The 26,125-nt window shown below is 54.1% G+C and carries 23 protein-coding genes; 12 read left to right on the top strand and 11 right to left on the bottom strand.

Annotation, left to right across the window (positions count from 1 at the left end; genetic code table 11):
- Positions 1 to 6 precede the first annotated feature (6 nt).
- Entirely contained in the window at positions 7 to 435 is a 429-nt protein-coding gene (locus tag K355_RS0117280) for a GlcG/HbpS family heme-binding protein (RefSeq protein ID WP_022733414.1), read from the top strand.
- Positions 436 to 478: 43 nt separating this feature from the next.
- On the opposite strand, the gene K355_RS0117275 is transcribed toward K355_RS0117280, so the two are convergent.
- Positions 479 to 1,219: a TlyA family RNA methyltransferase gene (locus tag K355_RS0117275; protein WP_022733413.1), complete on the bottom strand. Its 741-nt coding sequence runs from the start codon at positions 1,217 to 1,219 to the stop codon at positions 479 to 481.
- 55 nt (positions 1,220 to 1,274) lie between these two features.
- A complete protein-coding gene (locus K355_RS0117270; RefSeq protein WP_022733412.1) occupies positions 1,275 to 1,952 on the bottom strand; it encodes a GntR family transcriptional regulator in 678 nt (225 codons plus the stop codon).
- Positions 1,953 to 2,270: 318 nt separating this feature from the next.
- On the opposite strand from K355_RS0117270, the gene dctP reads away from it, so the two are divergent.
- The 6 genes from dctP (at position 2,271) to K355_RS0117240 (ending at position 9,189) form a co-directional block, all read left to right on the top strand.
- Positions 2,271 to 3,278, top strand: a complete 1,008-nt coding sequence (gene dctP, locus K355_RS0117265; protein ID WP_022733411.1) for a TRAP transporter substrate-binding protein DctP — start codon at positions 2,271 to 2,273, stop codon at positions 3,276 to 3,278.
- A gap of 97 nt (positions 3,279 to 3,375) precedes the next feature.
- Positions 3,376 to 4,065 (top strand): TRAP transporter small permease, encoded by a 690-nt coding sequence (locus K355_RS24270; protein WP_022733410.1) that lies wholly within the window; start codon positions 3,376 to 3,378, stop codon positions 4,063 to 4,065.
- Between the two features lie 12 nt (positions 4,066 to 4,077).
- Complete coding sequence (locus K355_RS0117255; RefSeq protein ID WP_022733409.1) at positions 4,078 to 5,394, top strand: TRAP transporter large permease; 1,317 nt, start codon at positions 4,078 to 4,080, stop codon at positions 5,392 to 5,394.
- Positions 5,394 to 6,710 carry a malonyl-CoA decarboxylase gene (locus K355_RS0117250; RefSeq protein WP_022733408.1) on the top strand — a complete coding sequence of 439 codons (1,317 nt, stop codon included), beginning with the start codon at positions 5,394 to 5,396 and terminating at the stop codon, positions 6,708 to 6,710. Before K355_RS0117255 ends, K355_RS0117250 begins: the two co-directional genes overlap by 1 nt.
- An 11-nt stretch (positions 6,711 to 6,721) precedes the next feature.
- Positions 6,722 to 8,248 carry a malonate--CoA ligase gene (locus tag K355_RS0117245; RefSeq protein ID WP_022733407.1) on the top strand — a complete coding sequence of 509 codons (1,527 nt, stop codon included), beginning with the start codon at positions 6,722 to 6,724 and terminating at the stop codon, positions 8,246 to 8,248.
- Between the two features lie 158 nt (positions 8,249 to 8,406).
- Positions 8,407 to 9,189, top strand: coding sequence for a glucose 1-dehydrogenase (locus K355_RS0117240; RefSeq protein WP_022733406.1), 783 nt, complete (start codon positions 8,407 to 8,409; stop codon positions 9,187 to 9,189).
- Between the two features lie 67 nt (positions 9,190 to 9,256).
- Here K355_RS0117240 and dxs read toward each other — a convergent pair whose 3' ends face one another.
- From dxs to K355_RS0117215, 5 genes are all read right to left on the bottom strand, one after another.
- Positions 9,257 to 11,176, bottom strand: coding sequence for a 1-deoxy-D-xylulose-5-phosphate synthase (dxs, locus tag K355_RS0117235; RefSeq protein WP_022733405.1), 1,920 nt, complete (start codon positions 11,174 to 11,176; stop codon positions 9,257 to 9,259).
- Positions 11,177 to 11,277: 101 nt separating this feature from the next.
- A complete protein-coding gene (locus K355_RS0117230) occupies positions 11,278 to 12,246 on the bottom strand; it encodes an alpha/beta hydrolase family protein (RefSeq protein WP_022733404.1) in 969 nt (322 codons plus the stop codon).
- 11 nt (positions 12,247 to 12,257) lie between these two features.
- Entirely contained in the window at positions 12,258 to 13,154 is an 897-nt protein-coding gene (locus tag K355_RS0117225; protein ID WP_051146028.1) for a polyprenyl synthetase family protein, read from the bottom strand.
- 11 nt (positions 13,155 to 13,165) lie between these two features.
- The gene (locus tag K355_RS0117220) at positions 13,166 to 13,429 is read right to left on the bottom strand and encodes an exodeoxyribonuclease VII small subunit (protein WP_022733402.1); all 264 of its coding nucleotides are present in this window, start codon (positions 13,427 to 13,429) and stop codon (positions 13,166 to 13,168) included.
- 127 nt (positions 13,430 to 13,556) lie between these two features.
- Positions 13,557 to 14,486: a histone deacetylase family protein gene (locus K355_RS0117215; RefSeq protein WP_028791707.1), complete on the bottom strand. Its 930-nt coding sequence runs from the start codon at positions 14,484 to 14,486 to the stop codon at positions 13,557 to 13,559.
- 987 nt (positions 14,487 to 15,473) lie between these two features.
- Here K355_RS0117215 and K355_RS0117205 point away from each other — a divergent pair.
- Positions 15,474 to 15,788, top strand: coding sequence for an ArsR/SmtB family transcription factor (locus K355_RS0117205; protein WP_022733399.1), 315 nt, complete (start codon positions 15,474 to 15,476; stop codon positions 15,786 to 15,788).
- A 111-nt stretch (positions 15,789 to 15,899) separates the two neighbouring features.
- On the opposite strand, the gene K355_RS0117200 is transcribed toward K355_RS0117205, so the two are convergent.
- The 4 genes from K355_RS0117200 to K355_RS0117185 all read right to left on the bottom strand — a co-directional run bounded on the left by K355_RS0117200 (position 15,900) and on the right by K355_RS0117185 (position 20,422).
- Positions 15,900 to 16,748 (bottom strand): EipB family protein, encoded by an 849-nt coding sequence (locus tag K355_RS0117200; RefSeq protein ID WP_022733398.1) that lies wholly within the window; start codon positions 16,746 to 16,748, stop codon positions 15,900 to 15,902.
- A gap of 2 nt (positions 16,749 to 16,750) precedes the next feature.
- Positions 16,751 to 17,698, bottom strand: a complete 948-nt coding sequence (locus K355_RS0117195) for an SPOR domain-containing protein (RefSeq protein WP_028791706.1) — start codon at positions 17,696 to 17,698, stop codon at positions 16,751 to 16,753.
- Positions 17,699 to 17,871: 173 nt separating this feature from the next.
- Positions 17,872 to 19,659 carry an aspartate--tRNA ligase gene (gene aspS / locus K355_RS0117190; RefSeq protein ID WP_028791705.1) on the bottom strand — a complete coding sequence of 596 codons (1,788 nt, stop codon included), beginning with the start codon at positions 19,657 to 19,659 and terminating at the stop codon, positions 17,872 to 17,874.
- Between the two features lie 226 nt (positions 19,660 to 19,885).
- Positions 19,886 to 20,422 carry a SixA phosphatase family protein gene (locus K355_RS0117185; RefSeq protein ID WP_022733395.1) on the bottom strand — a complete coding sequence of 179 codons (537 nt, stop codon included), beginning with the start codon at positions 20,420 to 20,422 and terminating at the stop codon, positions 19,886 to 19,888.
- Between the two features lie 200 nt (positions 20,423 to 20,622).
- Between K355_RS0117185 and K355_RS0117180 the strand changes: the two genes are divergently transcribed.
- From K355_RS0117180 to K355_RS0117165, 4 genes are all read left to right on the top strand, one after another.
- Positions 20,623 to 22,770 (top strand): RNA degradosome polyphosphate kinase, encoded by a 2,148-nt coding sequence (locus K355_RS0117180; protein ID WP_022733394.1) that lies wholly within the window; start codon positions 20,623 to 20,625, stop codon positions 22,768 to 22,770.
- 45 nt (positions 22,771 to 22,815) lie between these two features.
- On the top strand, positions 22,816 to 24,294 hold the full coding sequence (gene ppx / locus K355_RS0117175) for an exopolyphosphatase (protein ID WP_022733393.1): 1,479 nt from the start codon (positions 22,816 to 22,818) through the stop codon (positions 24,292 to 24,294).
- Between the two features lie 172 nt (positions 24,295 to 24,466).
- Positions 24,467 to 25,744: a DUF1835 domain-containing protein gene (locus K355_RS24265; protein WP_033369052.1), complete on the top strand. Its 1,278-nt coding sequence runs from the start codon at positions 24,467 to 24,469 to the stop codon at positions 25,742 to 25,744.
- 81 nt (positions 25,745 to 25,825) lie between these two features.
- Positions 25,826 to 26,125 (top strand): transposase (locus tag K355_RS0117165; protein WP_022733392.1); only part of this gene is annotated, 300 nt, incomplete at its 3' end.

Here is a 26,125-nt window from a genome sequence, read left to right as displayed (position 1 = left end):
GCTGTTATGCTGACCATCAAACGCCTGTCGATCGAAGACGCCTATATCCTGATTGAAGGTGCGCGCGCACGTGCCACTGAAATCGGCGTGCCGATGTGCATCGCCATTACCGATGAGTCCGGTGTTTTGATCGCGTTTGAACGCATGGATGGCGGCAAGGTCACCAGCACGACAATTGCACAGGACAAATCCTTCACTGCGTCCGGCGCACGTAAGGCAACCCATGAATATGCCGCCGCCGCCCAGCCGGGAAAACCGGCCTACGGCATTGATTCAGAAATTGGTGGACGGCTTTCAATTGTTGCCGGTGGCCTGCCGGTCATGGTTGACGGCGATTGCGTTGGCGGCATCGGGGTCAGTTCTGGCACCCCACCGCAGGATCAGGATTGTGCACAGGCCGGAATTGATCACTTTCTGAAAAAAATCGGCAGATAAAGCCCGGAATTTTAGCGGGAAACTCTGGCGGGGATTGGCGGTTTTACGCCGATTTCCGCCCGCCAATCAAAAACTCAACATTGCCTTCCGGCCCTGTGATCGGACTTGTCGCGATGCCCAAAACCTCCCAGCCCGGCAAATTGCCCAGCCACTCGGAAATGGTATCGCAGACTTCCTGATGCAGCTCAGGCTCGCGCACGACACCCTTTTTGCCGACACGTTCCTTACCAACTTCAAATTGCGGCTTGATCAGTGCAATCACATAGCCACACGGCTTGACCCGCTCCAGACTGGCCGGCAGCACGGTGCGCAGGCCAATAAAGCTGGCGTCACAGACAACGATATCAATCAGATCGGGAATATGTTCTTCGCTTAAATGGCGCGCGTTGGTTTTTTCCATGACAACCACCCGGTCGTCATTGCGCAGCTTCCAGTCAAGCTGTCCCTGCCCGACATCGACGGAAAAGACCTTAGCCGCACCATTTTGCAGCAAGACATCGGTAAAACCACCCGTCGATGATCCAACATCGACACCAATAAAACCAGTCACATCAAGCCCGAAATGCGACAAGCCCTTTTCAAGCTTGAGCCCACCGCGTGATACCCACGGGTGCGGTTGCCCGCGTAGCGTCACCGCAATGTCTTCCTTGCACTGCATGCCCGGCTTATCAAGCCGTTGCTCACCGCTAAAGACATTGCCTGCCATAATAAAAGCCTGTGCCTTGGACCGGCTTTCCACCAACCCACGTTCCACAAGCAACTGATCCAAACGTTTCTTTGCCATCAGCGGTTTTTAGCGCAAACGATTTAAAAGGTCACGCACGGTGTTGAGATTTTGATCAGCTCGCCAAGGGCTCCAGATACCCGCGCGGGACAATTGCCAGAAGGTCATTCAACGCCTCACCCTGAACGGCAACATGCTGATGCATCAGTTTTCCAGCAGTCTGCGCATCACCGGTCGAGATGGCGGTCAGAATATCTTCGTGTTCGGCATTTGACTTTTTGACACGGCCCGGACGATGGAGTTGCAAGCGCCGATACGGCGCCAAACGGTTGCGGACATTCTTGGTCTGACGTTCAAGGAAGCTGTTGCGACACCCGGCATAGATCGCTTCGTGAAAACTGACATTGGCCTCGTAATAGGCATCCGCGTCGGCGTGCTCCTGAAGCGCATCACACGCCGCTGCCAGCTTGATCAGGTTTTCAATATCGACACGCGGCATGCGCCGTGCGGCAAGACGGGTACACATGGCTTCAAGTTCTGCCATGACTTCGAACATTTCGATTAGTTCACCGACCGTGATGGCGGCAACAATGGTGCCGCGCCTTGGCATGGTTGCGACAAGCCCCGATCCGGCAAGCGTTTGCAGCGCTTCACGTACCGGCGTGCGCGAAACTCCGAACCGTTCGCTTAACGACCGTTCATCAAGTTTGTCCCCCGGTTTAAGAACACCGGTGACAATATCGCGCTCCAATTTCTGCACCAAATCGGTAGCAAGCTTTCCGTTCTGCGCCATCAACGCCCTCATTCAACAACCATTCACTGGTATACCAGAACACATAATCTGGCACTAATCAAAACCTTTTGGACGTCTGCTCAACGTGTTTTTGTGCTGCACTGCAAAAGTTATTTCCCAGTTTTCTGGGATTCCAGTGCAAACACTCAGGCGCGAGTTTGTGGCACTGCGAAACGCACCTCTGGTATACAAAATTGCATGGACAGGATGCCAGAAATCTGTAACGCTTTCTCTCAATGCGAAAACCGCATCAATAAAAAGACGCGTAAAAGCCCATTCAAATGCATTTAGAACGCATGCTTCATCCGGGAGGAAAAGATGAAGATTTTTAAGAAGACCCTTTCGGCGTCCGTCGCCGCCATTACAATGTCTGTTGCCGCTTTTGGTATGTCTGCATCAGCAGATGCTGAAACCCTGAAGCTGTCGCATCAGTGGTCCACCAGTGACATCCGTCACAAAGTTGCACAGATCATTGCCGACGAAGTCAAAGCAGCCAACGTTGATCTGGAAATCCAGATTTTCCCATCAGGCTCCCTGTTCAAAGCAAAAGAACAGTGGACTCCGATGACACGTGGCCAGCTTGACATGATTGTCTATCCGCTGGCATATGCCGGTGGGCGTGTTCCGGCTGCCAACCTGACCTTGATGCCAGCCCTGGTTAAAAACCACGACCATGCCAACCGCATCAACGAATCCCCGTTCATGGACAAAATTGAAGGTCTGCTGAACGAGGAAGGTGTTGTCACGGTGGCCAAAGGCTGGCTCGCCGGTGGCTTTGCCTCGACCCAGAGCTGCATCCGCACACCTGATGACGTCAAAGGCATGCAAATCCGTGCTGCTGGTAAATCCTTTGAGCAGATGCTTCAGGGTGCAGGCGGCTCCATCGCCGCAATGCCAAGTTCGGAAATCTATCCGGCCATGCAGACCGGCGTTCTTGATGCGGCAAACACCAGCTCCTCGAGCTTTGTTTCCTATCGTATCTATGAACAGGTCAAATGCTATACCCCGGCCGCAGGAAATGCGCTTTGGTTCATGTATCAGCCGGTCCTGATGTCAAAAGCGAGCTATGACAAGCTCAATGACGCACAAAAAGATGCGTTGGCAGCAGCGGCGAAAACAGCCGAAGAATATTACACCACCGAAGGCCGCAAACAGGACTCTGACAGCGTTCAGGTCTTTAAGGATGCCGGTGTTGAAATCGCCGATTTGACCGATGAGGACTTTGCAGCATGGCAGGCCATCGCCATGAAAACCTCTTACGCCAAATTTGTCGAAGAAACCCCGAATGGGCAGGAACTTCTTGATATGGCGCTTGCCGTCAAGTGATCCCTTACGCCTGAACTGAGCGCGGTGCCGGAATCCCCGGCACCGCCCTTTTCCCAACGAATACAGAACAATACGGTTCCGTCAGAGGAGTACGCGCGTGTCGAACGCCATGTCCCCGCACACACTTCCGATTGATCTGCCCGATGATTTCGCGCAGACAGCAAGTGCGTCGCATTCCGTTAAATCAGATATGCCGCCACCACCCGATGTTGAGCCAATCGATCCACAAGATGCGCATCACATGGAACGCCCGATGCCGCCCAAAGGCCCGATTGATACCATCATCGCGGTCATTCATTTTGCATCGCGTGTCTGCGGTGTTTTATCTGCCACGATGTTTGCCGTTGCCATGCTAATCATCTGTCAGTTGGTTTTCATGCGCTATGTGCTCAATGACTCCACCGTCTGGCAAACCGAAGCCGTCATTTTCCTGATGATTGGCGCCACCCTTGTCGGGTTGCCCTATGTTCAGTTGATCCGGGGTCATGTGAATGTCGATCTGCTGCCGCTGTATCTTAAAAGCGGCGCACGCATGGCTCTTGCGATTGTCACTTTGTTGTCTGGCATGGCGATCAGTGCGCTGTTTGGCTTTTACGGGTTTGAACTCGTCATTGAGGCCTTTGACGGCGGCTGGCTGACCGAAACCATCTGGGCCGTGCCCCTTTGGAAACCGTTTTCCGCCCTTCCCATCGGTTTTGGCTTGCTGTTCATGCAGTTCCTTGCCGATTTTCTTGCCCTTATCACCCGCCGTTCGACGCCGTTCGATCTGCGCGACGACGCATTTTAAGGAGGCCGCACCATGGATCCATTGCTTCTTGCGGCCATTGTTGGCATCGCAACCACAGTTGTCCTGTTTTCGGGTATTCCGGTTGGCATCGGCCTGCTGATGGTCAGTGTCGGTTTCATCATCATTTTCGATGGCACCGGTTCCCTCCCACTTCTGCCCGAAATCCTGTTTGGCAAACTTGAAAGTTTCGAAGTCCTTGCCATCCCGATGTTTATTCTAATGGGAGCTGTTGTTGCCTGTTCGCGGGCTGGCGGCGACCTTTATTCGGTTCTTGACCGTTGGTTGACCCGCGTTCCGGGCGGCTTGGTGATCTCCAATCTCGGCGCTTGCGCGATCTTCTCGGCACTTTCGGGATCATCACCTGCGACCTGTGCCGCGATTGGTAAAATGGGCATTCCCGCCATGCGCGAACGTGGCTTTCCCGATACGGTTGCGGCGGGCTCGATTGCGGCGGGCGGCACGCTTGGCATTCTGATCCCGCCAAGTGTGACTATGATTGTCTATGGCATTTCGACCGAAACCTCGATCGGTCGCCTGTTCCTGGCGGGTCTGTTCCCGGGGCTGTTGGTAACCGCACTGTTTATGGCCTGGTCGCTGTATTCGACCTGGCGTCAAGGCAATGCACAGGCGGCCCTTGGGGTTGTCAAATATAGCTGGAAGGAAAAGTTTGAAATCCTTCCGCGTGTTCTGCCGTTCCTTGTGATCATTGGCGCGGTTCTGTTTGCGCTTTATGGCGGTGTCGCCACCCCATCGGAAACGGCGGGCGTTGGTGCGCTGTTCTGCCTGATCACCGCGATGATTGTCTATCGCATGTGGAAACCGGGTCAGCTTTGGACCGTCATGCGCGACACCACCAAAGAATCGGTCATGATCCTTCTGATCATTGGCGCGGCTGGCCTGTTTAGTTACATGCTGTCATCGCTGTTCATCACCCAGTCAATTGCCCAGTGGATTTCCGCCCTTGAGGTCAACCGTTGGGTTCTGATGGGCTTCATCAACGTGTTCCTGCTGATCTGTGGCTTCTTCCTGCCGCCGGTTGCCGTGATCCTGATGAGTGCACCGATCTTGCTGCCCGTCATCATCAATGCCGGATTTGATCCCTATTGGTTTGCCGTGATCCTGACCATCAATATGGAAATCGGCCTGATCACGCCGCCGGTTGGTTTGAATTTGTACGTGATCAACGGGATCGCCCCCGACATTCGCTTGCAAAGCATCCTTAAGGGCGCGTTCCCATACGTTCTGTGCATGATTGCAGCGATTATCATTCTGTGCTTCATCCCGGAAATCGCCACCTGGCTTCCAGAAACGGTTATTGGAGGACGCTAATGTCAGGCATTTCTGTCAGAAGCTGGATTTCCAGCATTGCGGACCGTGGGCGGGAACTTCTTGACCTGCCGCTGTCCACACCGCAAGACCAGTTCGCGCAGCTGACCGCCATGTGCAAGGACCTCGTTTCGCAAAAGGGTGAGGCCCGTGGCACGGCCATCGCCCGCGAAGTGGTCCGTATGTGGGAAAACCTGCCCGACGAAGACAATTTGCGTTTTTTCCAGATGATGCAAAATGACTTCAGTGCCGACCGCGCCAAAGTCACCAAGGCCGCCGAAGCATTTGCCAAGGATCCGTCAGAACCTAATCTGGCGGTCCTAACCCACGCATCCGAACCCGTCCGTCAGGACCTGTTGCGCAAAATCAACATGGCCCCGGGCGGCACGCGTGCGATTGTCGATATGCGTGAAACCCTGATCGGGTTGCTTAAGACCAACCGCGATCTTGAACCGCTGAATGCCGACATGCAGCATTTGCTGACCAGTTGGTTTAATCGTGGTTTCCTTGAGTTGCGCCATATTGATTGGGATACCTCGGCCGCCATTCTTGAAAAACTGATCCGCTACGAAGCGGTGCATGAAATTCAGGGATGGGACGATCTGCGCCGCCGTTTGGCAACGGATCGCAAATGCTTTGCCTTTTTCCATCCGGCCATTCCCGATGATCCATTGATCTTTGTTGAAGTCGCCCTTGTCCATGGCCTTGCCGATAGTGTGCAGGCGCTTCTGGCACCCGAAATCGACAAAACCGCACCAGAAACCGCCAACACAGCGATTTTCTATTCGATCAGCAACTGTCAGGCCGGGCTTAAGGGTATTTCGTTTGGCAACTTCCTGATCAAACAGGTTGTCGAAGAACTCAAACGCGAATTCCCCAAACTTAAACAGTTCGCCACCCTGTCGCCCATTCCGGGCTTTGTTGGATGGCTGCGCACCCGTCAGAAAAGCAAAGCCGCCGATGCAGATCTGGCGGGCGAAGTTCTTGATGGCTTAAGTCAGGATAACTGGATGGATGATCCGGTTCAGGTCGAAAAACTGCGCAAACCGACGCTTACCTTATGTGCGACATATCTGGCGACGTGCAAGCGCGGCAAATCGCCGCTTGATCCGACAGCACGCTTCCATCTTGGCAATGGCGCACAGCTTGAACGGCTGAACTGGCTCGGCGATACGTCAGACAAAGGATTGCGTCAGGCCGGCGGCATGATGGTGAATTATGCCTATCATCTCAACGATATTGAAAAAAATCACGAAGCACTGATGAATGACGGAAAAATCGCCACATCGAAACCCGTTGCACAGCTTGCCGGTATCTAAGGAACAAGACCATGTCAGATAATCTATTTCAAACCTTCCTTGACCGCTTCCCGGCAGACAAATCAAAGACGTTTTTGGTCGAACGAGACGGCACGGAACGCAGCTTTGCCTGGCTGATTGACCAGACCGGGCGCTATGCCGCTGTTTTGGCATTCCATGGTGTCATCAAGGGCGACCGCGTTGCCGCACAGGTCGATAAATCGTCCGATGTCCTCGCACTGTATCTGGCTTGCCTGCAACTTGGGGCGATCCATCTGCCGCTCAACACCGCCTACACCGGTGACGAGATCGCCTATTTCCTTGGTGATGCGGCCCCGCGTGTCTTTGTCTGCCGTCCGGCAAACATTGATGTCGCACAGGAACTTGGCGGCAAAAATAACGTCGGCACTATCCTGTCGCTTGGCAGTGCCGGGGATGGCAGCCTGAATGATCAGGCCAAAAACGTGACCCCGCTTATTGATGTGGTTGATGCCAACAAGGATGACGTTGCCGCCATCCTGTACACATCGGGCACCACCGGCCGGTCCAAGGGGGCGATGTTGACCCATAACAATCTGGGATCAAACGCCAAAACGCTGCATTCCGCATGGGGTTTCAAACCCGGCGATACATTGCTGCATGCCCTGCCGCTTTTCCACACCCACGGCCTGTTTGTCGCCATCAACATCATGCTGATGAATGGTGGCAAGGTCATCCTGCTTCCGAAATTCGATGCTGATGATGTGATTGAACGTTTGCCGCAATCAACCGTTCTGATGGGGGTTCCGACCTTCTATACCCGCCTTCTCGCACATCCGCAGTTTACCAAGGATGTTACCGCTAACATGCGGTTGTTCGTTTCGGGGTCGGCCCCGCTTCTGGCCGAAACCCATGATGCGTTCTTTGAACGGACCGGGCATAAAATCCTTGAACGCTATGGCATGACCGAAACCTGTATGAACACATCCAATCCGCTGGACGGCGAACGTCGCCCCGGTGCAGTTGGCCCGACATTACCGGGTACCGAGGCGCGCGTCTGTGACAAGGACGGCAAGGTTCTTGGCGCTGGTGAAATTGGCGTTCTCGAAGTCCGTGGCCCGAATGTGTTTAAGGGATACTGGCAGATGCCCGAAAAAACCGCGTCGGAGTTTCGCTCTGATGGGTTCTTTATCACCGGTGATCTCGCCACCATCGGCGAAGACGGTTACATCACCATCGTTGGTCGGGACAAGGATCTGATCATTTCGGGGGGCTTTAACGTCTATCCCAAAGAAGTCGAAGAAATCATCGCCGACTATGACGAAGTTGATGAAGTTGCGATCTTTGGCTTGCCGCATCCCGACTTTGGCGAAGCCGTTGCTGGCGTGATTGTCCCCGCAAACGGCAGCACGCCCGACACCGATGCCATCATCAAACGCACACAGGACAAACTGGCAAAATTCAAAGTCCCCAAACGCATCTGGATTTTGGATGAACTGCCGCGCAACACCATGGGCAAAATTCAAAAAGCCCAACTGCGCAAAGCCTACGAAGACACCTTTGCCACAGGGCCTAAATAAGCCACTCGCTATCTCCCGCTGCCGGACACGCAGCACCCAACTTCCGGTCAGAAACGTTCTGGCCGGATTTTTTTTGGGCCTTGCGCGTGCGCCCATCGTAAACCAGTTATGACATGTCCACTTCCGGCATATCCCCGCACTCCAGACAAAGGCCCGTCATGATTGATCACCCCGACCACAAAGTTGCGTTTATCACCGGTGGCGCACAGGGACTTGGCCTTGGCATCGCCCAGCACCTTTTGAAGTCCGGGTGGAAAGTCATGATGTTTGACCGTGATGAAGAAGCCGGGCATGAAGTCATGGCCGCACTCGACGATGAAACCCGGACCCGGTGCCTGTTTTTCCCGGGCGATGTTTCCAACGAAAAGGATGTCGCCATCGCCGTGCAACGCACGATTGACCGATTTGGCCGCATTGATGGCCTTGTCAACAATGCCGGCATTGCCAACCCGCATTCCGGCTCGGTCGAACATCTTGACTGGGACGACTGGCAACGAATGATCAATGTCAATCTTGGCGGTGTGTTCTTAACGACCAAGCACGCAACCCAGCACCTGCGCAAGACCAGCGGTGCGATTATTAACATCACTTCGACCCGCGCGTTTCAGTCCGAACCCGACACAGAATCCTATGCCGCGTCCAAGGGCGGCATCGTCGCCCTCACCCACGCCCTGGCGGTCAGCCTATCGGGGGATGTGCGAGTCAATGCCATTGCGCCGGGCTGGATCGAGGTCAGCGATTGGCAAAAACAATCCAACAAGTCGTCGCCCGACCACAGCGAAACCGACAAATCGCAACATCCCGTCGGGCGCGTTGGCACGCCAGAAGACATCGCACAGGCTGTTTCCTTCCTGCTGGATCCTGCACAATCAGGATTTATGACCGGGGAGACCATCCGCATTGATGGCGGCATGACACACAAGATGATCTATGCCAAATAACAAAACGCCGCCCGGCTGAACCGAGGCGGCGTTCCTATTTTCAGTCCAATAAATTCTAGCGCCTTGTTTACGCCCGCGCCTTGCTTTCGCTCAAGCCCAGCGCACCAAGGGCGGTTTTAACAATTGCCTTGGCATCAAGCTCGGCTTTTTCATACTGGATTTCCGGCTTGTCATGATCCATCAACACATCTGGCAAGGCCATGGTGCGGATTTTAAGCCCGTTATCAAGCAATCCTTGGCCTGCCATATGCTGCAACACCATCGCACCGAACCCGCCGATTGATCCTTCTTCAATGGTGATCAGCACTTCGTGGTTACGTGCAAGATCGGCAATCAATTGATGATCCAGCGGTTTGGCAAACCGCGCATCAGCCACCGTGGCGGGCAATCCGCGTGCGGCAAGGTCCTCGGCGGCAATCAATGCCTCCGCCAGACGCGTACCATACGACAGGATGGCAATCTTCCCACCTTCGCGCAGGATACGGCCCTTACCGATTTCAAGAACCTGACCCTCGGTCGGCATTTCAACGCCAACCCCTTCGCCGCGCGGATAGCGGAACGCACTGGGGCGATCATCAATCGCCCACGCCGTGGTGGTCATATGCACCAGTTCGGCCTCATCGGCCGCCGCCATCAGAACAAAGTTCGGCAAGCACCCCAGATAGGCAATATCATACGCCCCGGCATGGGTGGCCCCATCGGCCCCGACCAATCCGGCCCGATCCATCGCAAAGCGCACCGGCAAATTCTGAATTGCGACATCATGCACAACCTGATCATAGGCGCGCTGCAAGAACGTCGAATAGAGCGTGCAGAACGGTTTATATCCTTCGCACGCCATCCCGGCGGCAAAGGTCACCGCATGCTGTTCGGCTATCCCGACGTCAAAGGCACGATCGGGGAAATGATCGGCAAAGATGTTTACACCGGTGCCCGATGGCATGGCGGCCGTAATCGCCGTAACCTTATCATCCTTTTCGGCCAGCTTGACCAGTGTTTCGCCGTACACCTTGGTGTAGCTTGGTGCATTGGGGGTTGGTTTGGCCTGCTTGCCGGTCACAACGTCAAACTTGGCAACGCCGTGATATTTATCAGCGGCATTTTCCGCCGGACCATAACCCTTACCCTTTTGCGTCACCGCATGAATCAGGATCGGGCCATCAACCTTGGCATCACGCACGTTTTTCAAAACCGGCAACAGATGATCCATGTTGTGACCATCAATCGGCCCGACATAGAAGAAACCCATTTCTTCAAACAGCGTGCCACCCGTGACCATGCCACGGGTATATTCTTCAAGCTTGCGTGCTGCTTCTTCAATCTGACGCGGCAAATGCTTGGTCAGGCCCTTGGCGGCATTACGAAGCCCCTGATACCCCTTACCGGAAATCAGGCGCGACAAATACCCCGACATGGAACCCACCGGCGGGGCAATCGACATGTCGTTGTCATTCAAAATCACAATCAAACGCTGATCGGTCGCCGCGGCATTGTTCATCGCCTCATAGGCCATGCCCGCACTCATCGACCCATCGCCAATCACGGCAATGACGTTTTTACGTTTATCTTCAGAAAGCTGGTTGGCAACTGCCATGCCAAGACCGGCCGAGATCGAGGTGGAGCTATGCCCCGCCCCAAACGGGTCATATTCAGACTCGGATCGTTTGGTAAAGCCCGACAAACCGCCCCCCTGACGAATGGTGCGCATACGGTCACGCCGCCCGGTCAGAATTTTATGGGGATAGCATTGATGCCCGACATCCCAGATCACCCGGTCATAGGGCGTATCAAACAGGTAATGAATGGCAACCGTCAACTCAACCACACCAAGGCCAGCGCCAAGATGGCCGCCAGTGACAGACACGGCGTCAATCACCTCGGCGCGCAATTCATCGGCAATCTGCTTCATCTGGGCAGGCTGCAACGTGCGCAGGTCTTCCGGAGTGTTCACCGTATCAAGGAGCGGGGTCTTGGAGGTCGTGCTCATACCGATCTCAATTTTCAATTTTTTATAAGACGATTGTTACAACAGGGTGACGTGTTAAGCCCGATGTTGCAAGCAGCGTAAAATAGCGGGGTTCACTTGATTTAGCGACCCTGAATTTCACCTGTTTTCACATGCTGCAAAAAGCCATAAACAACCTGCTCGACGGTGCGGTGAATGGCCTCTCGATCCCGCCCGAAATCCCGGCATAAAAAGCCGAAATTTTCGGCAATATAGGGCGTACATTTGGGCAAAAATGAATAATGCCCTGCGCCCTTGATCCGAACAAATTTTGCACGGCCCTTCAACAGTTTGCGAAAATGCGCCGCATTAACCTGATCCAGAAGGATTTCGTCTGTATCCGCCTCGACAAACAACACCGGCACATTGATATCAGCCAATCCATCATCGGTTGCCGCCACCCCAAAGGCTGGCGTAATCGCAACCACGGCAGAAATCCGGTCATCGCGTACGGAAACCACCGGCCCACCATATCGACCTTGTAGTCCTTCAATGTGATGATCTTGCGGCGCATATTGGCAAATCACATGGTCTTTATCCGCATTGACCGCGCAATAGCTTTGCCACGCCCTGGCATCAAAATCCCATCCGGCCATCTTAAGCACCGTCGCCCCGCCCGCCGAATGGCCGAGGGCATAGATTTTATCTTGATCGATATGCGGTGCGATATCGCCGTGATCCAGCAACAGATCAAGGGCAAGCGCCATTTCACGCGGGCGGCGTTCAATGATCGCCAATTGGCGCGCCTCGGACGCATCAAGGTAATTGTCGCCCGCATGTTGTGGGACGGCAACGATATAACCTCGCCGCGCAAGATATTCCGCCAGCCAGAACTGATTGAACCGATGCCCTTCCGACCCATGCGAAAACACCACCATAGGAAACGGCCCGCCATCTGCAAAAGGCGCGTTGCGGGCCGCACTGGAAACAACCCCCATATGCCGCACGGGTTTCTCGCCGGTTTCCGCCGGATACCAGATCGCCAGTGGGAACGGGTCTTTGTCAAACAGCCGGTCGCGAAAACCGGCTGTATACTGCGGCTGATCCGTCATATTAGGCGCTCTTATCGACCGCGCTCAACCACGAACCGTGCGACGGCGCGCAGTGGTTCGGCTTCGGCGTCAAAGCACCCCAGATGATTGATGGCCTGATCACACAGCATTTGCGCCTGATCACGGGCCTGATCGATCCCAAGCAATTTGACGAAGGTTGATTTATCCTGATCAACATCCTTGCCTGCGGTCTTGCCCAGTTCTTCCGAACTTGCCTCAACATCAAGAAGGTCATCCTTGATCTGAAACGCCAGCCCCATGTCATGGGCATAGGAGCGCAACGCCATGCGAATACTTTTTGGCGCCTTGCCCAAAATCGCCCCGGCTTCGCAGGCAAAGGCAAACATCCGACCGGTTTTCAACAGATGCAAATGGGTCACTTGCGCCTGATCAAACGACTGGCCCTCGCCCGCCAAATCAATCATCTGCCCGCCAACCATGCCGTTCGGTCCGGCAGCACGCGCCAAGGCCCGAACAAGATCAGTGCAAACACGCGGATCGGGATGGGTATCCTCATCGGCGATCACTTCAAAGGCTTGGGTTAAAAGTGCATCTCCCGCCAAGATCGCCGTCGCCTCGTCAAACTGCTTGTGGCAGCTTGGCTTGCCACGACGCAGATCATCATCATCCATCGCTGGCAAATCGTCATGGATCAGCGAATAGCTGTGCACCATTTCAACAGCAGCCGCGACCCGAAGGGCCGAACGGCGCGATACCTTGAACAGGGATGCTGAGCTCAGCACCAAAAACGGGCGCAAGCGTTTACCATCGCCCAAGGTTGAATAGCGCATCGCCTGATACAGGCGTTGCTCAATCTGGCCATTGGGACGTGGCAAAATATCATCGAGCGTCTCGCCAAGATCGGCAGCAGCAACACTCAGTCCGGCAAGCAGGTCATAACTCACCACGCGGTCTCCGATTATTCAATTTCAGTGGGTGTAGCAGCCGGACGGCCATCTGCATTCAGCGTAATTTTCTCAATGCGCTCTTCGGCGGTGCGCAGCTTGTCCGCACAATGGCGTTTGAGTGCCGCACCACGTTCGTAGGATGCAATCGCGTCATCAAGCCCGACCTGACCTTGCTCAAGCTGACGGACAAGGGTTTCAAGCTGTCCCAGTGCCTCTTCAAAGCTGAGTTTGGCGATATCTTCGGGGATGGCGGGGGATGCAGTAGCCTCGGACATGTAAGCTCCATTAATTTGATTGGCGCGAAGTTTACGCCCTGATCGGTTTCAGGGCAACCAGACAGAACGGAATTTCGTCATCATGAAACATTCGCGCGAACCGCAATAACAAACCCTTAGCCGACCGTTAGCCCATCATGAGTGTCCGCACATGCATCAGAACGCATTTCGCCAGCGACGGCAGGTCATAGCCCCCCTCAAGGATCGAAACCACCCTCCCCTGACACTGCCCATCCGCAAGTGCCATCAATTGCTGTGTCATCCAGACAAAATCATCATCGGAAAACGTCAATCCGGCCAGAGGATCGTTTTTATGGGCATCAAACCCGGCCGAAATGATCAGAAGTTCTGGCTTGAACGCAGCAATGCCCGGCAATACCGTTTGCGTAAAGGCATGCTGTAGTTCTGCCGTCCCCGATCCGGCTTCCAACCCGACATTGAGGATATTATTGGCACACCCGCGTTCGGTTTCCGCCCCCGTGCCGGGATAAAGCGGCCATTGATGGGTGGAGCAATAAAACAGATCGGGATCGTTCCAGAACAAATCCTGCGTGCCATTGCCATGATGGACATCGAAATCCATCACCGCCACGCGCTTGATCCCGTATGTATTGCGCGCATGACGGGCGGCAACTGCGGCATTGTTAAACAGGCAGAACCCCATCGCGCGGTTATATTCCGCATGGTGACCGGGCGGGCGCACGCCAACAAACGCATTGCGTTCGTGCCCGGCCATCACCGCATCCACCGCAACACATGCCCCGCCCGCCGCACGAAGGGCTGCATCCCATGTCCCCGGCGACATATAGGTATCACCATCAAGGGCGATAACACCCTCAGTCGGGATTGATGCCATGACGCTATCGACATAGTCCGGGTCATGGACTGACTTGATCAGATTGATGTCTGCTTTCGGGGCTTCTTCACGGTGCAGGAACATGAATTCCTCAGACTCAAGCACACGCTGTATCACGCGTAACCGATCGGGGCTTTCGGGATGTCCCGGCCCGGTGTCATGTTCGATGCAATTGTGATGAGTCACAAACAATGTCGCCACGGTCTGGATCGCCTTCCTGTTTTGGTTTCCCTGTATGGCCAGCGGCATATGAACGGCCATAACGGCGCGATGACACGGGATGCTTCGCGCTCTTGTGACGGGTTTTGTTTTAGCAGCAAGAATATACCGCCACTTTGTTTTAGGGTCTGAACCCAATTGAATGTTTAAAATGGCATCAGAACAAGCAAGACATGCAAGGAAATCTCCGCCGCGCGGGGTGTTGCCCCGGGCAAGGGGATTGACGCAGCAGGTCGCAGGTTGTCCTGATGTCCTTCGGATCGGAGGAATTTGCACGGGCTATTGCGTCGCATCACCTTGCAAGGCAGCGAGCCTTGCTGCGGTAATGCTCCTGATATCCGCACAAATTCCTCGCGACCATTTCAAGCATTCAATTGGGTTCAGACCCTAAATCAGCACATCAGACCGGGTCATCGCAAGTTCTTTAACCGGCGCTGATGGGTCTCTGGCTTTTTCGTCATGCACCGAGTCTGCGAATTGGAACTGTTTTATGATCTGGTGTGACGGATCGCACAGCCTTACATAATAAACGCGTGATATTCGATAATCATGATGAACAAAACCGAAAAACCACGTCACCATCAATCGACCAATAGATTGCCCTAAAATAGGCGTAAAAACTTTCTAAAGTAGTGTAATACGTTAGAAAATCTGTAGAATTCCATTTCCGGGCGAAAGCCGGGATACATGTTCGGCATTCGACAGACGGACGACAAAAACAAGTTTATGACCAAAGCAATGCGGTTTTCCGCAAGCGTCTGTGAAAACACTATCTTGACAGAAACGTCATATACTTGAGAATAAGGTGCATACTGATTTGATCGGGTTGAATTGTCCAAACCTTCCCGGATAATTGGTTGTAGAAAGCATGGAAATACTTCTTAAAAGTTGCCGTCAGCGTAAATGGTAACTATATGGTATTTTCATTGGGACAATGGCCCGTTGAGGCCATGTTTATAAGGAAGCCAAATGGAATTAAACCATCTGGAACACAATGCCGAGCAGGCGAGCACCCTGCTTAAGGCAATGAGCAATCAGAGCAGACTGCTTATTCTTTGCCAACTTAACGAAGGCGAGAAATCCGTTGGCGAGCTGGAACGTATTGTCGGACTAAGTCAGTCCGCACTATCACAGCATCTGGCACGCCTGCGTCGCGACAAACTGGTGAAAACCCGTCGCGAAGCACAAACCATCTATTATTCTCTTCAGGGTGATGACGCGTTGCGCGTGATCAAAACACTGTATGGGCTGTATTGCGAAACAAGCAATGCTGCCGCAGCCTGAAAATAGAATAGCGGGATCTCCCCACAAAAAAAGCCTGCCAGAAATGGCAGGCTTTTTTTGTGGCTTCGGTTCGCCCTGAACCTGAACGGCCCAGTCAACGAACAGCAATCCTTATTTACCGCAATCAGGTGCAGGCAACTCCGTCACTTTATCAAGCGTCCCAAGAACGGCAAAATCGCCATAGTCAAACCGCAATGCGTGCGCCACACCATTGCGCGCCAGATCAACCGCCATTTCGGTTGTCGGCCCATTTTCCGCCTCGCCAAGCGGATAATACGCAAGGTTCATGCGATGGAATGGTACCTTGGTCAGACCGCTTTGGTCCTTGGCACTGCTATCTACCGTTTTGGCGTCTGAAATAACAACCGCCACCCGATTGGTCGGGGCATCGCCGCTGCCATCAAACACCAGATCATTGGCAAATTTTTCGCCCTCTTCGGCGCGTGCAAGCAACTGGATCGAATGTTGGGTCGGAAACATCGTATCAACCGGCAGCTCATCGACCACCTCGACAGGCTGTTCATAGGTGACCTTGACGCCGTCGCTTTCACGCACCGCATCCCCAACAACCTCATCGACCTTCGTCCCGTTCAGATAATCACGCATGCGAAAACGATAACGGGTGCCGTCAAAGTTTTCCCACTGGGTCATCGAAAATGCCGAATTGATCGGCGTGCCTTCGGCCCCCTGAAGGATCATGATTTGCTGCATCTCGGTGATCCAGCCATCACAGACCTTTTCAAACCGATAGCCAAGCGCACCTGTCGCATCGACAATCGAACTGCCCTGATCGGATCGGGACATTTTGAAATTATATTCTGCCGTATGGGACACCAGCGCAGACTGCGCCGATGTCACGTTTCCGGCCTGTGCTGCACAGCCCGAAACACCCAAACACAAGATCAGCGTCCCCGCAAAGGAACGCCGATGTTGATCAATATTTTTAAGAAACCCAGACAAACTTATTCTCCGGTAGGAGCAATTCCAACAATCCAGGGATCTTTAACCCCCTTTTTGGCAGCAAGAAGGCGCAAATCATTTGCATGCTCGGACGACAGCGGACCAACCGCAACACGCAAAAAATCACGTCCCTTGACCTTAGCACTGATCAGGCGCGGTTGATATTCATGATAAAGTTCCAGTGCGCTATGCGCCCGTGCCTGATTGCTAAAGCTTGCCAGCACCACATACTCACCGGGCAACGGCACGGACAACACATCGCCTGCCATCACATCACCATCTGCATCCGTCTCGACCGGCTTTGTCGCCCGTTCGACAGTGTCGCTCACGATAGTGGTATCAACCAAGGCGGCCGTTTGCGTTTCACCGACAACATCGGCCGGTGTTTCGGCCGGAACATATCCGGCAATCGCGGCGTTGGCTTCTGCCTCAACATTAAGCGGATCGTTGGTGCGCGCATATTGCGCCATCGTGCGTGACGGCAGCTTGTCGGATGCAGCAGCAACTTTCACCTCTGATACCGGCTCAGATACCTGTTCTGCGGTTCTGGCTTCTGGGGCACGCGGCGGCAAATCAGTTTTAATCACGGTCTTGGACACGCTGCTTGGCGATGCCGGACGTGACCAGTCTTCTGCCGGGGCATTCACCGCATAGATTTCCGGACGTGCGGTGCGGATTTCCTGTTTGATGTCGGGCTCCCCCATCACCGCAAGGGCGGATGCCTGTTCGGCAAGGATTGTGTCATCATCCTTGCAGATATCGTCGGAAAACAGCGGACGATGCAAGGCACAATCACGATCTGCGACCACTGAAACGGCGTGATCGGTTGTGCTTTTCCCCGTGGTCACATAGCTGATCAAATCACCGGCCAATTTGGCAACGGTCAATTCCACCGGCCCGCCACACGCAGAAAGCAACAACGGTGCCGCGACAACAAGTATCTTCTTCACAAGGCCATCCCCCGACGGATCGATTTTATTTTCAACCCGCACTGTGGATCAAGGGCAGTTAATATTAGGTAAGCAACCCGGCGAAACATTTGCCGAAAACATTGCCCTCAAAACAAAACGGCCCGGTAAAAACCGGGCCGTTTGATGCAGTCTGATTGGGGTTACGCCCAAAATCAGTCTTTTTTGACTTTGGCTGGCATCTGCACACGCAGATGAAGCTCTTTAAGCTGCTTGTCTTCGACACCGGACGGCGCATTCATCATCAAATCCTGCGCCTGCTGGTTCAGCGGGAAGGCAATGACTTCGCGAATATTCGGCTCATCGGCCAGCAACATGACAATACGGTCAACACCTGGGGCAGAACCACCGTGCGGCGGGGCGCCGAATTTAAACGCGTTCAGCATACCGCCAAACTGTTCTTCGACCACGTCCTTGCCATAACCGGCAATTTCGAACGCACGGTACATGATGTCCGGGCGATGGTTACGAATGGCACCCGACGACAGTTCGATACCGTTACACACGATGTCATACTGCCACGCCTTGATATCAAGCGGGTTCATGTTCTCAAGTGAGTCAAGTCCACCCTGCGGCATCGAGAACGGGTTGTGGCTAAACTCGATCTTGCCGTCGTCGTCTTCCTCAAACATCGGGAAATCAACGATCCAGCAGAACTTGAACATACCTTCTTCGCGAAGCTCAAGTTCGTCACACACCTTGTCACGGACTTTACCGGCGAATTTGGCGGCTGCCAGTGCCTTGTCACACACAAAGAACACCGCGTCGCCATCGGCAACACCAGTGATTTTCTTAATCTGCGCGATGCGCTCGGCATCAAGATTTTTGGCAATCGGGCCTTTTGCTTCGCCGCCTTCGGCAAAGACGATATAGCCAAGACCAGCAGCCCCTTCGTCGCGCGCCCAGTTATTGAGCTTATCAAAGAAGCTACGCGGGCGGCTCGCGGCACCGGTTGCCTGAATGGCACGCACGACCGAACCTTTTTCGATGTTCGATGCAAAAATGCCAAAGCTCGACCCACGGAACGGCTCGGTAACGTCGCTGATCAGAAGCGGGTTACGCAGATCAGGTTTGTCTGACCCGTATTTCGCCATGCTCTCATCAAACGGAATGCGCGGGAACGGGAATGGCGTCACATCACGATCACCGCCAAACTCGACAAAGATGTCATGGAGAACGGGCTCAATCGCGGCAAACACGTCTTCCTGAGTGGCAAAAGCCATCTCGAAATCAAGCTGATAAAACTCACCCGGCGACCGATCCGCACGCGCATCTTCATCGCGGAAGCACGGTGCGATCTGGAAGTACTTATCAAACCCGGACACCATCAGAAGCTGCTTGAACTGCTGGGGTGCCTGCGGCAGAGCATAAAACTTGCCCGGATGCATACGCGACGGAACTAGGAAGTCGCGCGCACCTTCTGGGGAACTTGCCGTCAGGATCGGGGTCTGGATTTCCAAGAATCCCTGCGCGGTCATTTTCTGACGCATCGCCGAAATCACGTTCGAGCGCAGAACGATGTTTGAATGAACGCTTTCACGACGCAGATCAAGATACCGGTGACGCAGGCGAACTTCTTCGCCGTACTCAACATCGCCAAACACCGGCATCGGTAAAACATCGGCCGACGACTGAACTTCGATGTTCGATGCGTAAACTTCGATCTCGCCGGTCGGCAGGTTCGGGTTGATGGTCTCGGCGGTCCGTTTAACCACCTTGCCATCTACCGTGATCACGCTTTCGGCGCGCGCCTTATCAAGCACTTCAAACAGCGGGCTTGAAATGTCGATGACGACCTGGGTGATGCCGTAATGGTCGCGCAGATCAACAAACAGCAGATTGCCGTGATCACGTTTACGGTGGATCCAGCCAGACAGGCGAATTTCCGCGTCGGCGTCGGTCGCGCGCAGCGCATTACAATTGTGTGAGCGAAAAGGATGCATTGTCATTCCAGGTTGCTTTATATTTTGGGCCGCAAATTTGGCCGCAAAGGTGCATGCCAGTCCCGCGCTGTCAAACAAAAAACGCACCGCAACACCTGCGCCACAGTAAATCCGGGGCGTTTGTGTAGGGTGTGTTCAAAGCCGATCATGCACGGCATCAAAATTTCAGCGGTATAAAACGCTTCTGGGGGCACCGCGTCAAGTGCGGTCTCGCCGTTGGGTGCAATCAATCCGCACCGATCTTGGCCGCCTGCAAGTCCTTGACCTTGGTAAAGCCCATCAGGTGCCCGGCCTCAAATTGACTATCGGCCCAGTTTTCCACATCAAATTCGAAATGCGCCAAGGCACAGGTTGGATATTTGCGCTCCATCATCGCGCGCGCATCCTCATCCCCATCGCGGTACAATTGTTTGGCAAAATTCTCAATGCCGGGATTATGGCCAATGATCATCACCCGTTTTGCTTCGTCATGGGTGTGATGCAAACATTCAAGCAACGTGCGTTCGCTGGCCATATAAAGATCTTCGCTATAGATCACATCCGCATGCCCGGCGAAATCACGCCCCAGCAGACCAAGTGTCTGCACCGCACGAGCCGCTGTCGAACACCAGATAAGGTCTGGAACCAGATCATGCTCGCGTAAAAAGCGCCCCATAAACGGGGCGGCCTTTTCCCCGCGACGGTTCAGTTCACGGTCATGATCAACCCGGCTCGGTTCAGCCCAGCTCGATTTGGCATGCCTTAGAAGCAATAACGTCTTCATGTCTTGGTTTCTTTGTCGTCGCGAATGATGATCAAACGGTGTTATTCCATGCCATATTGCGGCCTTGGATGCCATCAGAAAAACTGACACATAACTTTAAGAAAATTGCACGGGCGTAAGCAGTTATCCTATACTCCATTTGCAACCGGGACATGTCGCATAAATTCAAAGACATCCCCTCAATCCGCAGGAGGCATAGCGTGTCACACGCCGCTGCAGTTCAATCAAGCGCGATCGCCATTGATTCGGAAACTCGCTTCATCAACCGCGAACTTTCATGGCTGGCTTTTAACAATCGCGTGCTTGAAGAAGCCCAGAACAGTGGTCATCCGCTGCTTGAAAGGCTGCGTTTCCTGTCGATTTCAGCCAGCAATCTGGATGAATTCTATATGGTCCGTGTCGCAGGGCTCGTCGGCCAGCTCCGCGCGGGCATGACCAAGGTCAGTCAGGATGGCATGAGCCCGTCTGAACAGCTGCGCGCCATCACCTTTGATGCCAACCAGTTGATGCAGGATCAGCAACGCATCTGGCGTCAGCTCAGCCGGGAAATGGAACAACAGGGCATTTCGGTCATTGATCAATCCGATCTGACCCAGACCGACCGCAAATGGCTCGATGGCTATTTCATGCGTGAAATCTTCCCGACCTTGACCCCGCTTGCGATTGACCCATCCCATCCGTTCCCGTTCATCCCGAACCTTGGCTTTACCATTGTCATGCAGCTGTTTGACCCCGCCGACGGGCATAACATGCGTGGTCTGATCCCGGTTCCGCAAAAAATTGGCCGTTTCTTGCGCCTTCCGGGCCGCAATGAACGCTATCTGCCGGTCGAACAGGCAATTTTGTTGTATCTCAACAAGCTGTTCCCGGGTTTTGATATGATCGAACACGGGTTCTTCCGCGTCATCCGCGATTCGGATGTCGAGATAGAAGAAGAAGCCGAAGATCTGGTCCGCGTCTTTAAAACCGCCCTTAAGCGCCGCCGTCGCGGCAGCATCATCCGCCTTAAGGTCAACGCCCACATCCCCGAAGATCTGCTTGATTTTGTCATCGACGAACTTGATGTTGCACTCGAAGAAGTTGTGAAGGTCGATGGCCTTTTGGGTGTGGTGGACGTCAAACAACTGATTGATTCTGATCTGCATCATGATCTGCTGTTCGCCCCCTACTCGCCGCGTTACCCTGAACGGGTACGTGACTTTGGCGGCGATTGTTTTGCTGCGATCAGCAAAAAGGATCTGGTGGTTCATCACCCGTTCGAGGATTTCGACGTCGTTGTGCAGTTCCTGCTACAGGCTGCGCGTGATCCAGACGTCGTTACCATCAAACAGACCCTCTATCGCACATCAGAAAACAGCCCGATTGTCAAAGCCCTGATTGCGGCGGCCGAGGCCGGAAAATCCGTCACCGCCATGGTCGAACTTAAAGCCCGCTTTGACGAAGAAGCCAACCTGCGCTGGGCGGCGGATCTCGAACGTGCGGGCTGTCAGGTGGTCTATGGCTTCCTTGACTGGAAAACCCATGCCAAGGTATCGCTTGTTGTCCGCCGTGAAACCCATGGACTTCGCACGTTCGTTCACTTTGGGACGGGCAACTACCACCCGATCACGGCGAAATTCTATACCGATATTTCGTTCTTCTCGTGTGATCCGGCGCTTGGGCGCGATGCCGCCAGCATCTTTAATTTCATGACCGGCTACGCGACACCGCGCTCGCTTGAAAAAATCGCCATCGCCCCGCACACCATGCGCCCAACTCTTCTGGCCCACATCGATCAGGAAATCGAAAACAGCAAGGCTGGAAAGCCATGCGGCATCTGGGCCAAGATGAATAGCCTGGTCGATCCTGTGGTGATTGATGCACTTTATCGCGCTAGCGAAGCCGGGGTTCACATCGAACTGATTATTCGCGGCATTTGCTGTCTGCGTCCGGGTGTCCCGGGACTTTCGGAAAACATCCGGGTCAAATCGATTGTCGGACGGTTCCTTGAACATTCGCGCATTGTTGTCTTTGCCAATGGGGCAAAACTACCCTCGCGCAAGGCCAAGGCGTTCATCTCGTCGGCCGACTGGATGCCACGCAATTTGAACCGCCGGGTTGAAACGCTGGTCCCGGTTGAGAACCCGACCTGTCAGCGCCAGATCATCGAACAGATCATGATTGCAAACCTTAAAGATACAGCGCAGGCTTGGTATTTGCAGGCGGATGGTTCATACGAACGTTGCGAAGGCGGTGAAAAAGCGTTTTCGTCACATAAGTACTTCATGACCAACCCGTCTCTGTCAGGCCGCGGAAGCGCTCTGAACGAGGCGGACCCGAATGTCCCCGTATTGCAGCTTGATGACTAACATCAACACGCCTCAGACAGACGACCAACAGGTGCCATCAAAAGTATGCTGACTGACCAAAGAGCTTCCAACCGCATTGCGATTATTGATGTTGGCTCCAACTCGGTACGCCTTGTAATTTTCGATGGTATGACCCGTGCCCCGGCCCCGATTTTCAACGAGAAAGTCATGTGTGGGCTGGGCCGCGACCCCGAAGATACCGGCAAGCTCAACCCAGACGGGGTTGAACTTGCCGTTGTCGCCATGCAGCGCTTTGCCACGCTTTTGCGCGCCATGAAGGTGTCGCATGTCGATGTTTTGGCCACCGCGGCCGTTCGTGCCGCAACCGATGGCAAGGAATTCTGTGACCGTATCGAGGCTGAAACAGGCCTTGTCGTCAAAGTGATTGACGGGCTTGAAGAAGCCCGCCTTTCCGCCCTTGGCGTTATTTCCGGTGACCCGCGTGCAAGTGGCGTCATGGGCGATATCGGCGGCGGGTCGCTTGAACTGGTTTTACTTGATCAGGGTGAAATCAAGGAACGCGTCAGCCTGCCGCTCGGTGCGATGCGTTTGCAGGCCGTCTTTGGCTCTGACCGGGCCCGTCTAACCGCCGAAATCACCCGCCATCTTGACAGTGTGGATTGGCTGCAAAACGCCAGCGGCCAACAGCTTTTTGCCGTTGGCGGCTCATGGCGCTCCATTGCCAAACTGTTCATCGCCCAGGAAGATTACCCGATTTCTGTTGTCCACAATCTGGCAATGCCGCGCAGTGAAATGGACGAGTTGACCCATATCATCTCCCAACAAAGCCGCGTATCGCTTGAAAAAGTTGGCGGTGTATCAAAACGCCGTATCGACAGCCTGCCCCATGCGGCCTTGGTCATGAACATGTTAATGGCGCGCATGAAGCCCCGCGAAGTCATCTTTTCCGGCCATGGCCTGCGCGAAGGCTGGATGTATGAAGTCCTGCCCGAAGACCTGCGTCAACGTGATCCGCTGCTTGATGCCTGCTTAAGCTTTGCCGAGGACGGCGAACGCTTTCATCAGCATGGCGAAGAACTGTTTCGCTGGTGCACGCCGATTTTCTCCGAACAGCCCAACAACCTTGACCGGTTGCTACTGGCGGCCTGCATCATCGGTGATATTGGCTGGAACGAACATCCCGATTACCGGGCGATCCAAAGCTATAACCGCATCTTGCGCCACCCGTACCTTGATCTGAACCATCATGACCGGGTGTTCCTCGCCTATACCATCGGGTCGCGCTATACTGGCAACTTTAAAGGCGACGCGTCGAGCAATCGCATTCTCGACGAAGACACCCGGCTGACTGGCCGTTTGTTTGGCCATGCCATCCGTCTGGGCCATACGCTTTCGGGCGGGGCCGAGGGCATCCTGTCGAAAACCGCGCTTAAACTCGAAGACGGCAAAATGATCCTTGAATTCAACAAGGGTATTTCAACCCTCTACGGCGAAGTCGTTGAGCAACGCCTGACAAAACTGGCAAAACTAATGAACCTCGACAGTGAAGTACGCTTGTCCTGATATCGGACTTTCTCAGGACACTCGATACTTGCAATCAGGTGAAAAACAGATAAATTAACCGGGCTTTCCAAGCACCCCGTCCGCGGAAAGGGCTGCGCCCGGTTCGATACAAAGAAACACACGGTTTCCTTGCCTGTTTAGCGGACACAGGCGTTATGATCAGGGGAATCGTATGTCTGCGTCACGCACATCGAAATCCAAAAATACCAAACCTGCCGAAAGCCCGGTCTTTGATGGCCGCCTTAATCTTGAACAGCAACGCAAACGCGCCAAGGACCTTTTGCGCGCGCTTGGTGTCAAAACCGGCGATGCCGTCGCACGGTTTGAAAAGGCCGGTTTCACCCCGACGCCCCAGACAATTTCTGACATCAAACTGGCCGATGCCCAATGGGTCATCGCACGCGAAAACGGCTTTGCCAGCTGGCCAAAAATGAAGACGCATATCGATCAGATTGCCGAACGCAACCGCCAGATCAAAAATGGCACCCCGGCGACACTGGATACAGATAAAACCCTGCATTTGCGCTGCGGCTCGGACATCCGTCACGGCCTTCAGATTGCCGGATTCAAAGGGGCCTTCCTCGAATTTGCCGATCCGTTCTGTCAGGGACCGGTCCCGAACCTTCCCCTTGACCAGTTCGTTCAAACCCGCGCGGATTTTATCGCCACGGCTTACGATATCGTCCCCAAAGATGCGCTGGCACGGGCCAAACGCGAATATGGCGCACTGGCAACGCTCGGCGAGTATGACCATGTGGTCCTGTGGTTCGAACATGACAGTTACGACCAGTTAATCTTGGCCTTCCTGATGGGTTTCATCAAAACCACCCGACCCAACACCCGGCTTGAAGTAATCTCCGTCGGCGCCATCCCCGGCGTTGAACGCTTTATCGGCTTAGGCCAACTCTCCCCCGAACTTCTGATCTGGTGCTGGGAAAATCATCGAGCACCCGTGACCGATGCCATGCTGACCTTTGGCAGCAAAGCCTGGCAGGCGGTGCGATCCCCAACCCCCGATCTTTTGACCCACTTCATCACATCGGGTACCGGCCCCCTGCCCCATATGATCACCGCCCTAAAACGCCATCACGCCGAACTACCCGATCCCAAAACCGGACTTGGCCTGACACAGAAACTGACCCTGCAAATCATTGCGGACCACGGCCCCATCACGGTCGGCAAGACATTTGGCCATTTGATGCGCACCTATGATCCCTTACCTTATCTCGGTGATGTGATGTTCTGGGCCGATGTGCAACGGATGATGAAGTGCGTCGATCCCCTTTTCACCATCACACCTGATGATACCAATCAGAACTGGGCAGAACGCACTCTCGCACTGACAGACACAGGGCACCGAACATTGGCCGGGCAGCGCAACTACCTCGATAACTTCACCGGCACACGTTGGGTCGGCGGTATTTCGGTTATTGGTCGCAATTGCATATAATTTTATGCCGGAAAAACATCGAAAACCCTAGGGTTAGAACTCATTAACCTTTAACAGATTCAATGATCTGGAACGCAATATATGGAGTTCCGTAACATGAAGGGTCAATTCTGGCTTTCCGACGAGCAATGGGCGCTGATTAAGCCGCATCTGCCATACCGTGCGGCGGGTCGGCGGCGCGAAGATGATCGGCGCATCATCAGCGGGATCATTCACGTGCTTCAATCTGGCTGTCGTTGGCAAGATTGCCCTGCCGATTACGGTCCATCCACCACGGTCTACAATCGTTATAACCGCTGGTCGCAAAAAGGCATCTGGCAATATCTGTTTGCTGCGTTGACGGCCATCTTGGCGGGCACGCCCGAGGAAATTTCCGTAGAT

The organism is Thalassospira lucentensis MCCC 1A00383 = DSM 14000, from assembly GCF_000421265.1.
GTDB lineage: Bacteria > Pseudomonadota > Alphaproteobacteria > Rhodospirillales > Thalassospiraceae > Thalassospira > Thalassospira lucentensis.
Note: the sequence above shows the minus strand (reverse complement) of the source record. Positions and strands in the feature narration are given on the sequence as shown.

Coding starts and splice junctions, on each gene's coding strand:
- K355_RS0117280 (WP_022733414.1), top strand. CDS start 7: ATGCTGACCATCAAACGCCTGTCGATCGAAGACGCCTATATCCTGATT.
- K355_RS0117275 (WP_022733413.1), bottom strand. CDS start 1,219: ATGGCAAAGAAACGTTTGGATCAGTTGCTTGTGGAACGTGGGTTGGTG.
- K355_RS0117270 (WP_022733412.1), bottom strand. CDS start 1,952: ATGGCGCAGAACGGAAAGCTTGCTACCGATTTGGTGCAGAAATTGGAG.
- dctP (WP_022733411.1), top strand. CDS start 2,271: ATGAAGATTTTTAAGAAGACCCTTTCGGCGTCCGTCGCCGCCATTACA.
- K355_RS0117255 (WP_022733409.1), top strand. CDS start 4,078: ATGGATCCATTGCTTCTTGCGGCCATTGTTGGCATCGCAACCACAGTT.
- K355_RS0117250 (WP_022733408.1), top strand. CDS start 5,394: ATGTCAGGCATTTCTGTCAGAAGCTGGATTTCCAGCATTGCGGACCGT.
- K355_RS0117245 (WP_022733407.1), top strand. CDS start 6,722: ATGTCAGATAATCTATTTCAAACCTTCCTTGACCGCTTCCCGGCAGAC.
- K355_RS0117240 (WP_022733406.1), top strand. CDS start 8,407: ATGATTGATCACCCCGACCACAAAGTTGCGTTTATCACCGGTGGCGCA.
- dxs (WP_022733405.1), bottom strand. CDS start 11,176: ATGAGCACGACCTCCAAGACCCCGCTCCTTGATACGGTGAACACTCCG.
- K355_RS0117230 (WP_022733404.1), bottom strand. CDS start 12,246: ATGACGGATCAGCCGCAGTATACAGCCGGTTTTCGCGACCGGCTGTTT.
- K355_RS0117220 (WP_022733402.1), bottom strand. CDS start 13,429: ATGTCCGAGGCTACTGCATCCCCCGCCATCCCCGAAGATATCGCCAAA.
- K355_RS0117205 (WP_022733399.1), top strand. CDS start 15,474: ATGGAATTAAACCATCTGGAACACAATGCCGAGCAGGCGAGCACCCTG.
- aspS (WP_028791705.1), bottom strand. CDS start 19,659: ATGCATCCTTTTCGCTCACACAATTGTAATGCGCTGCGCGCGACCGAC.
- K355_RS0117185 (WP_022733395.1), bottom strand. CDS start 20,422: ATGAAGACGTTATTGCTTCTAAGGCATGCCAAATCGAGCTGGGCTGAA.
- ppx (WP_022733393.1), top strand. CDS start 22,816: ATGCTGACTGACCAAAGAGCTTCCAACCGCATTGCGATTATTGATGTT.
- K355_RS24265 (WP_033369052.1), top strand. CDS start 24,467: ATGTCTGCGTCACGCACATCGAAATCCAAAAATACCAAACCTGCCGAA.